This is a genomic window from Rhodococcus sp. KRD175, assembly GCF_017168275.1.
GTDB classification, from domain to species: domain Bacteria; phylum Actinomycetota; class Actinomycetes; order Mycobacteriales; family Mycobacteriaceae; genus Rhodococcoides; species Rhodococcoides fascians.
The window spans coordinates 330,042-344,137 of sequence record NZ_JABFAQ010000007.1 but is presented as its reverse complement, the minus strand read 5'-3'; the positions used below and the strand labels follow the sequence as shown (position 1 = coordinate 344,137).

Sequence of the window (14,096 nt, the reverse complement as noted above, 5' to 3'; positions counted from 1 at the left end):
TCCGGAGGGCGCTAGCGTCCTGAGACATGGGCGGCGACGACGATCGGGCACACACGGTGGCACGATTGAATTCCGTGCGGAGACAGAGTGATTCCGCGCGCGCCGAGCCGCGCCGAGTCGACGAATTCGATGACCCCCAGGGCGAGCCGCCGATCGGGCAACCGCAGGCCGGCGTCGTGCATCCCGATCCGGAGTGGCTGCTTCCTGCCGCGCAGCGTCCCGAATCACCATGGTCGTCGTTGTTACCGCAGCGGTGGCGATTCGCGCGGATGGATCCCGGCCGACCCGGTGTGAAGGCGTTGGCGGCGGCGGGTGTGTTCGTGGTCCTCGTCGCCGGCTTCGCGGTGTTTCGAGATGCGCCGACGCCTGCGCCCGCACCACCACTGGCGGTGGTCTCCACCGACGCCGCCGATACCCGCGCGCCGGACTCGGCGATGTCCGAATCCGGGTCGTCGGGCAGGTCGCCGGACAAGACGGCCGGCACGGCACCGGTCGCGGAAACAGAACTTGTCGTCAGTGTCGTCGGACTCGTCGCGCATCCCGGTCTCGTTCGGCTGCAACCGGGCTCGCGCATCGCCGACGCCTTGGCCGCAGCGGGAGGGGCTGTGGAGGGTGCCGATCTGTTGGCGCTGAACATGGCAGCTCGGGTGTCGGACGGCGATCAGATCGTCGTGGGGCTCGTGCCGGCTCCGGCGGCCCCTCCGGTCAGCGGCACCACGTCGGGTCAGGGCGCAGGGCCGGGCGGAGTTGCCGGTTCGACGACGGACCAGGCGGGCCCTGCCGCCGGCGGAGCAGTGGACCTCAATACGGCCACGGTCGCAGAATTGGATGCGCTGCCCGGTGTGGGACCGGTGACGGCAACGTCGATCGTGAGCTGGCGAGACACGAACGGCCGCTTCGTATCGGTCGATCAGCTCGCCGAGGTCGACGGTATCGGCCCGGGTCGGCTCACCAAGATTCGCGACCTGGTCCGAGTCTCGTGACCGGGGTGCCGTCGTCGACGGACTCCGAGGAACCAGTTCCTTTCGACATCCGCCTGATTCCGGCGGCAGCGGCGTCCTGGTCGATCACTGCGACCGGTATTCTCGCCGGTCCGAGCGCGGCGGTGAAGGCCACGGTGGTGACGTGCGCGATCGTGGTGCTGGGAGCCGTTGTGCTGCAGAGGATCTCGAAGGGTCGAGCGGACACCGCGAGACACGTGTGGTCCGGGGCGGCCGCGGTGATCGTCGTGGCGTTGTGTTTCGGCGGTGCGATCTGGCTCCAGATGCGCTCGGTGGCGGAGCATCCAGTGGCTGCGGCCGCGCAGAATCGGGCATGGATCACGGCAGTGGTCGACATCGAAGAAGACCCGCGACGTCTGCCCGCGCCCGGGCCGCCGATGGTGATGTTGCAGGCGGAGATGACCCGCGTCGATGTCGGTGGCGAGGCGCTCTACGTCGGCGGCCGGGTATCGATCGTGGCACCGGAGTCGACATGGTCGGCACTGCTTCCGGGCCAGCAGATCACGGTCCGGGGCCGGCTCGGGGTACCCACCAGGTCCGATATGACCGTGGCCGTCATCCGAACGACCGGTCCGCCGGTGGCAGTGGGTGAGCCCGGACCGGTCTCGTCGGCGGCGGGCTCGTTTCGCTCGAATCTGGCAGACGTGGCGCAGAATTCGCTCCCGTCGGACCGGGCAGGTCTACTGCCGGGCCTCGTCGTGGGCGATGTCTCACGATTGGACGAGCAGGTAGTCGAGAACTTCCGAGCCGCGGGCTTGACGCATCTGACGGCGGTGTCGGGTGCGAACTTCTCGATCCTGATCGGTGCCGTGCTGTTGGTGTTGCGCGGCATAGGGATCGGGCCTCGCGCCACCGTCACGATTGCCTTCGTCGTTCTGATCGCCTTCGTCGTCGTGGCCAGACCGTCCCCGAGCGTGTTGCGCGCCGCGGTGATGGGGTCGATCGGTTTGCTGGCCCTGGTGACCGGCAGACGGAAGCAAGCGGTCCCGGCCTTGTGCGGCGCGGTGTTGGCACTACTCGGGTGGTGGCCGCGGCTCGCCGTGGACGTCGGATTCGTCCTGTCGGTGTTCGCCACCGCGGGGCTGGTGCTGGTGGCACCGATCTGGGTGGACTGGCTGCGGGCCCGAGGATGGCCCCGGGCAGCTGCGGAGGTGGTGGCGGTCGCCGCGGCGGCCCACGTGGTGACGGCGCCCGTCGTCGCGGCAATGGCGGGAACCTTCAGCGTGGTGGGTGTGGTTGCGAACGTATTGGTCTCGCCGGTCGTCGCCCCCATCACCGTGGTGGGCATCGTGACGGCGGTGTTGGCTGTGGTCAGTACCTCGCTCGCCGACATGACGGTGCAACTGGCGTCGGCACCGTTGTGGTGGTTGATCACGGTGGCCGAGCGGGCGGCGTCGGTGCCGGCAGCATCGGTCGTCGTTCCGGAGGGTGTCCGAGGAATCGCGGCGGCGACCGTCGGCACTGTCGTGGTCCTGGGCGCGCTGCGATGGGTGTTGTTCCGCTGGGTGTCGGCCACGTTCGCGATTGCACTTCTGGCGCTGTGGACGGCCCACGTCGTGTGGTGAGTGACGGTCCGAAGCGGATGTCCGTGGTGTCGGCGGCGCATGGCACGATCATGGTCGTGACTTCGAGTGTGGCTCCTCTGCATCTGGTACTCGGCGACGAGGAACTACTGATGGATCGTGCGGTGGCCGCGATCGTGACGCAGGTGCGTGCGAATGCGGCGATCCCGGGGGAGGACCTCCCGGTGACCCGGCTGCGGACCGGTGACGCAAGTGCTCCCGAGCTCGCCGAACTGCTGAGTCCGTCGCTGTTCGCCGAGGACCGTGTCGTCGTACTCGAGGCGGCGGCCGAGGCCGGTAAGGATGCAGTCGCTCTGGTGCTCGACGCGGCTACCGATCCACCCGAGGGTGCCGTCGTGGTGGTCATGCATTCCGGCGGCGGCCGCGCCAAAGCGATGGTCGGTGCCCTCCAGAAATGCGGGGCTCAGGTCCACGAATGCGTCAAGCTCACCAAACCGGCCGAGCGGATCGATTTTGTCCGAGGCGAGTTTCGCGCGGCGGACGTCCGCGTCAGCGGCGAGGTGATCGAGGCTGTCGTCGAGTCCGTCGGTAACGAACTCCGCGAATTGGCCTCGGCGTGTTCACAGTTGGTCTCCGATACCGGAGGCAAAGTCGATCTGGCCGCCGTGCGTCGGTACTACTCGGGCAAGGCGGAGGTATCGGGATTCGACGTCGCGGACAAGGCCGTCATCGGTGATCGAGCCGGCGCTCTCGAAGCCTTGCGGTGGGCCATGCACCGTGGAGTGGCCCACGTTCTCCTCGCGGATGCGCTAGCCGATGCCGTGCGCACCATCGCGCTCGTCGGCTCGGCCGGTCGCGGTGACCCGTTCCGGATGGCAGGCGAACTGGGAATGCCGCCCTGGAAGATCAAGAAGGCGCAGGGCCAAGCGCGCGGCTGGAACGGCCGCTCGATAGCGCAGGCCCTACGCGTAGTGGCGCAACTGAACGCCGACGTCAAAGGCCAAGCAGCGGACGCGGACTACGCGGTGGAGCGAGCTGTCGCCGAGGTCGCCTCGTTGGGTGACCGCTAGCGGGGTGCCCGGCGCACGACAAAGCCCGCTGCGTCCTCGTCGGATGCAGCGGGCTCGGTCGAGCTCAGTACGAGATCAGAGCTTGTTGACTGCGAGAGCCAGTGCCGACTTCTTGTTGGCGGCCTGGTTCTTGTGGATGACGCCCTTGCTGGCAGCCTTGTCGAGCTTGCGGCCGGCATCGAGGAGAATCTCGGAAGCCTTGTCCTTGTCGCCCGCAGCCTGTGCCTCGCGGAACGAGCGGATGACGGTGCGAAGGGAGGACTTCACCGACTGGTTGCGCAGGCGTGCACGCTCGTTGGTGAGAATCCGCTTCTTCTGGGACTTGATATTGGCCACGCGTAAAATCCTTGTCGTCTTCGTCGGTATTCCGGTCAGGGCGATCCATGCTGGAATGCCCGAAGTCTGCTGCTGAGCGTTGAGCCCTGCGCCGAAGATCGAGAATACCAGCACAGGACGGCAGAACCCAATCCGGCTTCGCCCTCCACAGCCGTTTCAAGAATTTAACGCTTCTACCGCGCCTAACTCCTGTCTCTGTAGCAACATTGCCAGGATGAGTCCGCGATTGGCAACGCATGCCGCCTCCAAGGCCAAAGCGACCAGAACGAAGTCAGCGGATCGTGTCGAACCCGATGCAGACGGGGTGTTCGGGGGGTACTCCGACGTCGGAAAGTACAGCCTCGCCTTCGACGAGATGTTCGACTCGGACGGTCGTACTCGAACGCCGTACAAAGGAATCCACACGGCGCTCGCCCCGGCGAACGCCGTGGACCTGGACGCCAGATCGGATGCGCTCGGACGCGCGTTCGTCGACCAGGGCATCACGTTCTCACTGTCCGGCCAAGAACGCCCGTTCCCGCTCGACCAGGTGCCCCGAGTCATCGCAGCAGGGGAGTGGTCGCGTCTGGAACGCGGCATCAAGCAGCGCGTCAAGGCTCTCGAGATGTTTCTCGCCGACATCTACGGAGACCAGGAAATCCTGCGGGACGGCGTCGTCCCGAAACGGCTGATCACGTCGTGCGAGCACTTCCACCGTGAGGCCGTCGGCATCACCCCGCCCAACGGCGTACGTATCCACGTTGCCGGAATCGACCTCGTGCGCGACGCGCAGGGCACGTTCCGTGTCCTCGAAGACAACCTGCGTTCACCCTCGGGCGTCTCCTACGTCATGGAGAACCGCCGGACCATGGCCCGGGTGTTCCCGGACCTGTTCGCCAGTCACCGCGTGCGTGCCGTCGGCGACTACGCCTCGCACCTGCTGCGGGCACTGCGCGCATCGGCCGCCCTCAACGAGGCCGACCCGACCGTGGTGGTTCTCACTCCGGGCGTGGCGAACTCGGCGTACTTCGAGCACTCGCTGCTCGCTCGGCTGATGGGCGTCGAGCTCGTCGAAGGTCGAGACCTGTTCTGCCGAGACAACATCGTCTACATGCGCACCACCGAGGGTGAGCGTCAGGTGGACGTCATCTACCGACGAATCGACGACGACTATCTCGACCCCATGCAGTTCCGTCCCGACTCGGTGCTGGGAGTGGCAGGTCTGGTCAACGCCGCCCGCGCAGGCAACGTCGTCATCTCGAGTGCCGTCGGAAACGGCGTCGGCGACGACAAGCTCGTCTACACGTACGTACCGACGATCATCGACTACTACATGGGCGAGAAGCCGCTGTTGGCCAACGTCGACACGTTCCGGTGCTGGCTCGACGACGAGTGCGAGGAAGTCCTCGACCGCATCGACGAACTGGTCATCAAGCCGGTGGAAGGCTCTGGCGGCTACGGCATCGTCTTCGGACCCGACGCCTCGCCGAAGGAACTCGCCACCATCAGCAAGAAGGTCCGCGCGGATCCGCGCGGCTGGATCGCCCAGCCCGTCGTACAGCTCTCGACGGTGCCGACGAAGATCGGCGATCGCTTGGTACCCCGTCACGTCGACCTGCGGCCGTTCGCGGTCAACGACGGCGACGACGTCTGGGTGTTGCCCGGCGGTCTGACCCGGGTGGCGTTGCCGGAGGGGTCCTTGGTGGTCAACTCCAGCCAGGGCGGCGGTAGCAAGGACACGTGGGTGCTCGCCACCCGTACGTCGCAGGAGGAGCAGGAGCTCGCCGGTGACGAGATCGTCAGCGTTCCGCCGGAGTCACCGATGGCCGAACAAGGCCCGGAGCTGACGATGGACCAACAAATGAATCAGCAGCAGCAGCAGCAACAGCAGCAGGCAACGAACTCGGACTCGAACGGCGGTGGACAGTAAATGCTCGCGCGCAACGCAGAGTCGCTCTACTGGATCGGGCGGTATGTGGAGAGAGCGGACGACACGGCCCGCATTCTCGATGTCACCGTCCACCAACTTCTCGAAGACGCCACAGTCGATCCCGACCACACTTCGCGAGTGTTGTTGCGAGTGCTCGGTTTCCAGCACGAGCCGGACGTCTCGCTCGACGTGTGGTCGCTTACCGAGGTCGTCGCCTTCAGCCGCGACGGATTGGGTTCGATCGTGGACTCACTGTCGAGTGCGCGCGAGAACGCCCGAGGTGCGCGTGAAGTCACGTCCAGTGAGATGTGGGAGTGCTTGAACACCACGTACAACGGATTGAACGAGCGCATCAGGGCGTCCAAGCGCACCGGCCCGGCCGAGTTCTTCAGCTACATCGAGGAGCGCGCCGCGATGTTCGCCGGTCTCGCGGACTCCACCCTCAGCCACGACGACGGCTACCGCTTTCTCCTGCTCGGTCGCTCGGTCGAGCGCATCGACATGATCGTTCGGTTGTTGCTCTCGCGAGCCGGTGACCGGCCGTCGTCGCCGGCTTGGGTCACTGTGCTTCGCTCGGCCGGTGCCCACGACACCTACCTGCGCACCTACCGCGGCGCGCTCGATGCCCAGCGAGTACTGGAATTCATGTTGTTGGACAGACTCTTTCCGCGTTCGGTGTTCTACGCACTGACCGAGGCGGAACGGTCTCTCGACCAGCTCGATCATCAGCCGAACAGTCGCGTCGGTGCCCGCGCCGAGGCGCAGCGCCTACTCGGTCGCGCTCGAAGTGAGCTCGAATTCCTGCGTCCCGGTGCAATTCTCGAGGACCTGCAGGATCGGCTGCTGGCATTGCAGGAAACCTGCCGCGAACTCGGCGAGGCGATCTCGAAGCAGTACTTCCATGCCGCGCCGTGGGTGGCGTGGACCGATGCCGGGTCCGGCACATACGAAGATCAATTGGAAGGTGAACTGTGAGCTGGCGTATGCGTGTCGTGCACACCACGGGCTATCAGTACGACGCACCGGTGACGTCGTCGTACAACGAGGCTCGACTGACGCCGCGAAGTGACAACCGGCAGAACGTCATTCTGAACCGAGTCGAGACCAACCCGGTGACCCGCTCCTACCGGTACACCGACTACTGGGGAACGGCGGTGACGGCATTCGACCTGCACGCGCCGCACACCGAGCTCGAGGTGACCGGTTCGTCGGTGGTCGAGACCGACCCCTTCGTCTACCCCGACGAGAACGCCTCATGGGAGGAGCTGGCCAGCGACCCGATCACCGACCGCTTCAACGAGGTGCTCGACAACACCGAGTACGTGCCGAAGAACAGGCAACTCGCGTCGGTCGCGAAAAAGCTGTCGAAGGGTCTGCCGCCGCAGGAATCGGTCGTCGAGATCTCCAACTGGGTCAACCAGGAGATGTCGTACGTTCCCGGTACCACCGGTGTGCACACCTCGGCGGTGGAGGCCTGGTCGGAGAAGAAGGGTGTGTGTCAGGACTACGCCCACCTGACGCTGCTGATGCTGCGCAGCGTCGGCATCCCCAGTCGGTACGTCTCGGGCTACCTGCATCCGAAGAAGCAGGCCGCGATCGGTGCGACGGTCGAGGGCCAGTCTCACGCCTGGATCGAGGCCTGGACCGGTGCGTGGTGGGGCTACGACCCGACCAACGCCATCGCCGTCAACGAGCAGCACGTGTCGGTAGGACTCGGCCGTGATTACGCCGACGTCCCGCCGCTCAAGGGCATCTTCTCCGGCGGCGGTTCGACGGCTCTCGACGTGGTCGTGGAGATCACGCGACTGGCCTAGCGTCGTGCGCGTTTTGCGTACCCAGGGATACGCAAAACGCGCACGAGGTCAGTTCCAGCCGTAGTCCCGACGCAACCGATCTGCCACGGACTCGAACTGAGCTCTACCGAGGATTGCGCCTTCGCGACGAATACCGTCCTCGGGCACGTCGAGAACTCGGTCCAGACGAATCCAGCTCGGTCGCCCCTCGGCGTCCCACGCACCGGATCCGATCGACTGCCAGTCGCGGTCGCCGTCGCGGCTGCTCTGGCTCGACAGCATCAGGCCGAGCAGATCGTTGCCCTCACGCCCGATGACCAGCACCGGGCGGTCCTTGCCCTGAGTGGCGTCTTCCTCGTAGGTAACCCAGGTCCAGACGATCTCACCCGGATCGGCCTTGCCGTCCAGATCGGGGGAGTACTCGATGGTCCGCGCCCGTTGGGCGGTCGGCCTGGTCTGCGATGCCACCGGACGGCCGGGGCGAGGTGCCGGAGCCGGTGTGCGCGACGCGCTTCCGGAGATCGCGTCCTTGCCTTTCTGCAGCGCACCGGAGTTCTGTAGTTGACGCAGTAGCCTCGGGCCCTCGCGCAGTGCGATCTTGCCCAGTTCCTTGCCGAATCTGCTCCAGTTGCCAGCCATGCGGCGAGTGTAGCCACGGCGGCAGCGCTACAAACCGCCCTGACTCACCGGGCGACCAGCCACGACGGACAGCCGGGGACGGCGCACCGTTCCGCTCGTGGGACGATAGGGAAACCCGTTCGCTCATTTCGAACACGCCAGCCGAAGGATACGAGTGCCCAGCTTCGCCGACACGACGTTCACCGATCCGTCCAGGATCAGGAACTTCTGCATCATCGCCCACATCGACCACGGAAAGTCGACGCTGGCAGACCGGATGTTGCAGCTCACCGGCGTCGTCGACGACCGGTCGATGCGTGCGCAGTATCTGGACCGGATGGACATCGAGCGCGAACGCGGCATCACCATCAAGGCGCAGAACGTGCGTCTGCCCTGGGTCGTCGACGGCGAAGAATTCGTTCTGCACCTCATCGACACCCCCGGCCACGTCGACTTCACGTACGAGGTGTCCCGCGCGCTCGAAGCGTGCGAAGGTGCTGTCTTGCTCGTCGACGCTGCTCAGGGCATCGAGGCGCAGACACTGGCGAACCTCTACCTAGCTCTCGACAAAGAGCTCACCATCATCCCTGTGCTCAACAAGATCGACCTGCCTGCTGCCGACCCGGATCGCTACGCCGCCGAGATCGCGCACATCATCGGATGCGAGGCCGACGACGTGCTGCGGGTGTCCGGCAAGACCGGAGTAGGCGTCGAAGAACTGCTCAACGAGGTCGTCAAGCTGGTGCCGGCTCCGGTCGGCAACCCGGACGGGCCTGCCCGCGCGATGATCTTCGACTCGGTCTACGACACCTACCGAGGCGTCGTCACCTACGTCCGAGTGGTCGACGGCGCACTCAACCCTCGTGAGAAGGTCACGATGATGTCGACCGGCTCGACGCACGAGTTGCTCGAAGTCGGCATCGTGTCGCCGGACCCGAAGGCCACGAAGGGCCTGGGCGTCGGCGAGGTGGGGTACCTGATCACCGGCGTCAAGGACGTCCGTCAGTCCAAGGTCGGCGATACCGTCACCACGTTCCGCAAGGGTGCTACCGAGCCGCTGACCGGTTACCGCGAGCCACGGCCGATGGTCTACTCGGGCCTTTACCCACTCGACGGCTCCGACTACCCGGATCTGCGCGACGCCCTCGAAAAGCTTCAGCTCAACGACGCGGCCCTGACCTACGAGCCGGAGACCTCCGTGGCTCTCGGATTCGGCTTCCGCTGCGGCTTCCTGGGGTTGCTGCACATGGAAATCACCCGCGAGCGGCTCGAGCGCGAATTCAACCTCGACTTGATCTCGACCTCGCCGAACGTCGTCTACCGCGTCGAGATGGAAGACGGTGCCGAGCACATCGTCACCAACCCGTCGTACTGGCCCGAGGGCAAGGCTCGGGAAGTGTTCGAGCCCATGGTCAAGTGCACCATCATTTCGCCGAGCGAGTTCATCGGCTCGATCATGGAGCTGTGTCAGGGTCGACGAGGCGAGCTCGGCGGTATGGACTACCTGTCGGAGACTCGTGTCGAACTGCGCTACACGATTCCAATGGCCGAGATCATCTTCGACTTCTTCGACATCCTGAAGTCACGTACTCGGGGATACGCCAGCCTCGACTACGAGGAGATCGGCGAGCAGAGCGGTGCGCTGGTGAAGGTGGACATCCTGCTGCAGGGCGAGGCTGTCGACGCCTTCAGCGCGATCGTCCACAAGGACGCCGCTGCGGCCTACGGCAACAAGATGACGACCAAGCTGAAGGAACTGATTCCGCGGCAGCAGTTCGAGGTGCCGATTCAGGCTGCTATCGGATCTCGCATCATCGCCCGCGAGAACATCCGCGCCATCCGTAAGGACGTGCTTGCCAAGTGCTACGGCGGCGACATCAGCCGTAAGCGCAAGCTGCTCGAGAAGCAGAAGGAAGGCAAGAAGCGAATGAAGACCATCGGACGGGTCGAAGTTCCGCAGGAAGCCTTCGTGGCGGCACTGTCCTCGGAGTCCTCGTCGGACAAGCCGAAGAAGTAGCCGGACGTAACCTCACACCCTTTTTGCCGACTGCGCGCCCCCCGCTCGCTTCAGAACAGGGGCGCGCAGTCGGCAACAGGGGCGCGCGGTCCCCGCCCAACCCTCTCGCGAATGTCGGGCGAGTACATTTCGAATCTGTGACGACGCCCATCCTGAAGAAATTGCGTGTTCCCGTTGTCGGTGCGCCCATGGCGGGCGGTCCGAGTACTCCCGAGCTCGCCCGGGCTGTGTCCGAGGCCGGCGGACTCGGAATGATTGCCGGCGCGTTGCTGACGCCGGATGGCTTTGCCGCGCAGGTAGATTCGATGCGGGGTCTGGTGTTCGGGGTCAATCTTTTCCTACCCGAGGAGCCGTCGGGCGCGGATGTCGACTCCTACGCCCAGCATCTGGCATCGTGGTTCGAGCGATTCGACGCCGAACCCGGCGTGCTCAAACGCCGCGATGATTACTACCCGGAGAAATTCGCCTGGCTGCTTGCCCATCCGGTGCCGGTGGTGTCGAGTACTTTCGCCACCTTCGATGCCGACGAGGTTGCCCAGCTGCATTCGGTGGGAACCGAAGTGTGGGCAACGGTGTCAACCGCCTCCGACGCGTCCATCGCCACCGCGAACGGTGTGGACGCGCTGGTGGTGCAGGGTCCCGAGGCGGGCGGACACCGAGGCACGTTCGACGGGTCGGCTCCGGAAGAGCCGTTGACGGAGTTGCTGGTCGCAGTGCGCGAGATATCGGATCTGCCCCGAATCGCGGCCGGCGGGCTCATGGACGGCAACGACATTGCGCCGCTGCTGGATTCGGGTGCTGCGCATGCAGCCCAGCTGGGTACCGCGTTTCTGAACACTCCCGAGGCAGGAACGAAGCCCGTGCACCGCGAGCAGCTGGCCAGTGCGTCGGGTACCGCAGTGACGAAGGCGTTTTCGGGCCGTCCTGCGCGGGGCTTGGTGAACGAGTTCATGCGCGAGAACTCCGACGCCGCCCCGCTGGCGTATCCCGACCTGCACTATCTGACTGCGCCGATGCGCGCGAAGGCCGCAGCTGCGGGTGACCCGTCGGGACTGTCGATGTGGGCCGGGACCGGCTATCGCCGCACTCAGGCGAAACCAGCGGCCGAGCTGGTCGCCGAATGGGCGGGACAACTCGGCCGCTGAACCAGACAGCTCAGGGGTTGGCGTGGGCGGGCTGGAAGTGTCCCGATGCCTGCGCTTCCTCTGCTCGGATGACGTGCACCACGGCGTTGATCAACGCCAAGTGCGTGAATGCTTGCGGAAAGTTGCCGAGGTGACGGCCGGTGCGATGGTCGATCTCTTCGGCGTAGAGCTTGAGCGGGCTCGCGTAGGCAAGCAGTCGTTCGCACAGGTGCTTGGCGCGCGGGAGTTCGTCGATCTCCACCAGAGCGGACACGAGCCAGAACGAGCAGATCGTGAACGTGCCTTCCTCGCCGGACAAACCGTCGTCGGTGGTGTCGGTTCGATAGCGCAGAACCAAGCCGTCCTCGGTCAACTCGTCGGCGATGGCGAGCACTGTGGCACGAATGCGTTCGTCGTCGGCCGGCAGAAATCGCAGGAGGGGTGCGAGTAGCAACGACGCGTCCAGAGAGGGATCTCCGTACCGCTGCGTCAGCACGCCGCGCGAGTCCACGCCGTTGTCGAGGATGTCGGCCTTGATCTCGTCGGCGATTTCGTTCCACTTGGTCGAGTAGTCCTTCTCGCCGTGGATATCGGCGAGCTTCGCACCGCGATCGAGCGCAACCCAACACATCAGCTTCGAGGACGTGAAGTGCTGGGGCTCACCGCGTACCTCCCAGATGCCACGGTCGGGTTTGCGCCAGTTCGCGATCGCTTCCTCGACCTGCCGCTTGAGCAGAGGCCACAGGAACTCCGGGACGTGTTCACGCGACTTGACGTGCAAGTACACCGAGTCGAGCATGGTGCCCCAGATGTCGTGCTGCTCTTGGTCGTAGGCACCGTTGCCGATACGTACCGGTCGGGCGCCGTCGTACCCGGACAAGTGCGGTAGTTCGGCCTCGTCGAGGGTCTTCTCACCGCCGATGCCGTACATCACCTGAAGCGGGTTGACCTCCCCGTCTGCACTGGTGGCTACATCGGACATGAAGGCGAAGAAGTCGTTGGCCTCACGGTCGAGCCCGAGCGTGTACAGACCCCACAGAGCGAATGTCGAGTCGCGGACCCAGGTGTAGCGATAGTCCCAATTGCGTTCCCCACCAGGTGTTTCGGGTAGCGACGTGGTCGACGCGGCGAGCAGTGCTCCCGTGGGTGCGTAGGTCAGTCCTTTGAGGGTCAGAGCGCTGCGCTGGAGGTAGCCGCGCCACGGATGATCGGGGAATCGGCCGATCGTGATCCACTGCCGCCAGCATTCGGAGGTCTGCCACATCTTGCTGGCCGCTTCCTCGAACGTCTGCGGTGCGAGAAGATCGGACCACGACAGCGCAACGAAAATGTTGTCGCCTTCCGTCATTCGGGTTCGCGCGCGTGCTTCGCGGCCCTCGATGCCGATCCGAAGATTGGTGGTCAATTTCAGGGTGGGCTGGTCGCCGTCGGCGCTCGCCTCGCAGGTCGCGGTGGTCTCCTCGTACACCTTGCCGGTGTACTCCCATGTCGCGGGTGCCCGATGGTAGTCGAAGGCGGGCTCGCAGCTCATCTCCAATTCGACTGTGCCGCTGACACATTTGATGGTTCGAAGCAAGATGTGCTCGGCATCCCAGTCGCTCGGTGCGCGCTTGTGAGTTCGAGAACGCTGATCGGTGTTGTGCCAGGGGCCCATCACCAACGCGTCACGCACGATGAGCCACCCGGTCTCGGTCTGCCAGGTCGTCTCCACGATGAGGCCGCCGGGCAAATAGCGCCGCGCCGCAGGGACCGACTGACCGTAGGGGCCGACTCGAAAGTGGCCGGCACTTCGATCGAGAATCGCTCCGAAGATGCTGGGGGAGTCCGGCCGCGGCACACACATCCATTCGACGGAGCCGTTTCGGGCGATGAGGCACGTCGTCTCGCAGTCCGAGAGAAATGCGTAGTCGTCGATGGGCGGAAACGCGCTGCGGTAGGAGACCAACGTGGACACCGGCGCATCGGTGCTGCCCAACGCACCTTGGACTTCCGTTCCGCCCAGGCCTGGATGTCCTGAGCCCATGGCCGGCTCCTCGGCGACCGGGGGCACGGGCGAAACCTCATCGAATGCCGTCATGGCGTAATCATCGACCGATCCGTGGCAGCCGTCCACTGAGAGGCCGTACTCGGCGTGGCGCGGCTCAGGTGGAGCCCTGGTTTAAGCTGCGAGGATGGAATCGTTCGCGCGGTGGTGGGACGGCGTCGAGCTGTGGGTGACGGGCCTTCCGTTCGTTCCGCAGTCGGTCGTCGTCCTCGCAGTGCTCGTTCCGGTTGCGTTCGTCTCGGCTCGGGTGTTCGATCGCGTGCTGGCAGTGATCCTGCGCGTGTTGGGCCGTGACGCCAGCGCAGCACGCGAGGCCGAGCTCTCGGCCTCGACGTCTACGACGAAGGATGGACTGTAATGCCGCGGTCTCGGGTGACATGGGCTCTGATCGCGCTGCTGGCGTTGGTCGTCATCGCGTGGTTGATCACTCGCTGACACGCGCCCGTCGTGCACGCGCACGACTCCTCTGATTAGAGTCGGTCCGGAACCTCTGCTAGATTCCTGACCGTGTCTTCTGCCGCCGAGTACCGCGTCCGCCACCAGTTGGCGTTGATTGCTGTCGGCATGCTGGCAGTCGCCGATATCGACTGTTGTTGATTCTTTCCTTCGCGAATCGGTTTCGTCGATCCACTGTCGCCGCGTAGTGCAGTGTGTCCGCACG

13 protein-coding genes are annotated in these 14,096 nt (G+C 65.2%); 10 read left to right on the top strand and 3 right to left on the bottom strand.

Annotated features, from left to right (window positions below):
* Positions 1–26 precede the first annotated feature (26 nt).
* From J1M81_RS13855 to holA, 3 genes are read left to right on the top strand one after another with little or no spacing between them, the layout of a single operon-like run.
* Positions 27–983, top strand: a complete 957-nt coding sequence (locus tag J1M81_RS13855) for a ComEA family DNA-binding protein (protein WP_080733328.1) — start codon at positions 27–29, stop codon at positions 981–983.
* Positions 980–2,566, top strand: coding sequence for a ComEC/Rec2 family competence protein (locus tag J1M81_RS13850; RefSeq protein WP_155289577.1), 1,587 nt, complete (start codon positions 980–982; stop codon positions 2,564–2,566). The genes J1M81_RS13855 and J1M81_RS13850 overlap by 4 nt, the downstream gene beginning before the upstream one ends.
* 56 nt (positions 2,567–2,622) lie before the next feature.
* Positions 2,623–3,594: a DNA polymerase III subunit delta gene (gene holA, locus J1M81_RS13845; RefSeq protein ID WP_027497523.1), complete on the top strand. Its 972-nt coding sequence runs from the start codon at positions 2,623–2,625 to the stop codon at positions 3,592–3,594.
* 75 nt (positions 3,595–3,669) lie between these two features.
* On the opposite strand, the gene rpsT is transcribed toward holA, so the two are convergent.
* Complete coding sequence (rpsT, locus tag J1M81_RS13840; RefSeq protein ID WP_027497522.1) at positions 3,670–3,930, bottom strand: 30S ribosomal protein S20; 261 nt, start codon at positions 3,928–3,930, stop codon at positions 3,670–3,672.
* Positions 3,931–4,285: 355 nt separating this feature from the next.
* Between rpsT and J1M81_RS13835 the strand changes: the two genes are divergently transcribed.
* The 3 genes from J1M81_RS13835 to J1M81_RS13825 are packed head-to-tail and all read left to right on the top strand — an operon-like array spanning position 4,286 to position 7,653.
* Positions 4,286–5,839 (top strand): circularly permuted type 2 ATP-grasp protein, encoded by a 1,554-nt coding sequence (locus tag J1M81_RS13835; protein ID WP_230073984.1) that lies wholly within the window; start codon positions 4,286–4,288, stop codon positions 5,837–5,839.
* Entirely contained in the window at positions 5,840–6,814 is a 975-nt protein-coding gene (locus J1M81_RS13830; RefSeq protein ID WP_032368183.1) for an alpha-E domain-containing protein, read from the top strand. It begins immediately after the preceding gene.
* Positions 6,811–7,653, top strand: a complete 843-nt coding sequence (locus J1M81_RS13825; protein ID WP_196248540.1) for a transglutaminase family protein — start codon at positions 6,811–6,813, stop codon at positions 7,651–7,653. The genes J1M81_RS13830 and J1M81_RS13825 overlap by 4 nt, the downstream gene beginning before the upstream one ends.
* A gap of 48 nt (positions 7,654–7,701) precedes the next feature.
* Here the strand turns inward: J1M81_RS13825 and J1M81_RS13820 are convergent, their stop codons facing one another.
* Complete coding sequence (locus J1M81_RS13820; protein WP_027497518.1) at positions 7,702–8,271, bottom strand: type II toxin-antitoxin system PemK/MazF family toxin; 570 nt, start codon at positions 8,269–8,271, stop codon at positions 7,702–7,704.
* A gap of 148 nt (positions 8,272–8,419) precedes the next feature.
* Between J1M81_RS13820 and lepA the strand changes: the two genes are divergently transcribed.
* Together lepA and J1M81_RS13810 are read left to right on the top strand one after the other, a co-directional pair.
* On the top strand, positions 8,420–10,267 hold the full coding sequence (gene lepA / locus J1M81_RS13815) for a translation elongation factor 4 (protein ID WP_045194648.1): 1,848 nt from the start codon (positions 8,420–8,422) through the stop codon (positions 10,265–10,267).
* 137 nt (positions 10,268–10,404) lie between these two features.
* A complete protein-coding gene (locus J1M81_RS13810; RefSeq protein ID WP_206498206.1) occupies positions 10,405–11,412 on the top strand; it encodes a nitronate monooxygenase in 1,008 nt (335 codons plus the stop codon).
* Positions 11,413–11,422: 10 nt separating this feature from the next.
* Here the strand turns inward: J1M81_RS13810 and J1M81_RS13805 are convergent, their stop codons facing one another.
* Positions 11,423–13,468, bottom strand: coding sequence for a glycoside hydrolase family 15 protein (locus J1M81_RS13805; RefSeq protein ID WP_094621104.1), 2,046 nt, complete (start codon positions 13,466–13,468; stop codon positions 11,423–11,425).
* A gap of 94 nt (positions 13,469–13,562) precedes the next feature.
* Between J1M81_RS13805 and J1M81_RS13800 the strand changes: the two genes are divergently transcribed.
* Together J1M81_RS13800 and J1M81_RS27015 are read left to right on the top strand one after the other, a co-directional pair.
* Entirely contained in the window at positions 13,563–13,793 is a 231-nt protein-coding gene (locus J1M81_RS13800; protein ID WP_027497514.1) for a hypothetical protein, read from the top strand.
* A 149-nt stretch (positions 13,794–13,942) separates the two neighbouring features.
* Positions 13,943–14,032 carry an Ms4533A family Cys-rich leader peptide gene (locus J1M81_RS27015; RefSeq protein WP_310180897.1) on the top strand — a complete coding sequence of 30 codons (90 nt, stop codon included), beginning with the start codon at positions 13,943–13,945 and terminating at the stop codon, positions 14,030–14,032.
* Positions 14,033–14,096: the final 64 nt, after the last annotated feature.

Bases quoted from the DNA above. Each gene is read 5' to 3' on its own strand.
- J1M81_RS13855 (WP_080733328.1), top strand. From the start codon at position 27: ATGGGCGGCGACGACGATCGGGCACACACGGTGGCACGATTGAATTCC.
- J1M81_RS13835 (WP_230073984.1), top strand. From the start codon at position 4,286: ATGTTCGACTCGGACGGTCGTACTCGAACGCCGTACAAAGGAATCCAC.
- J1M81_RS13830 (WP_032368183.1), top strand. From the start codon at position 5,840: ATGCTCGCGCGCAACGCAGAGTCGCTCTACTGGATCGGGCGGTATGTG.
- J1M81_RS13820 (WP_027497518.1), bottom strand. From the start codon at position 8,271: ATGGCTGGCAACTGGAGCAGATTCGGCAAGGAACTGGGCAAGATCGCA.
- J1M81_RS13805 (WP_094621104.1), bottom strand. From the start codon at position 13,468: ATGACGGCATTCGATGAGGTTTCGCCCGTGCCCCCGGTCGCCGAGGAG.
- J1M81_RS13800 (WP_027497514.1), top strand. From the start codon at position 13,563: ATGGAATCGTTCGCGCGGTGGTGGGACGGCGTCGAGCTGTGGGTGACG.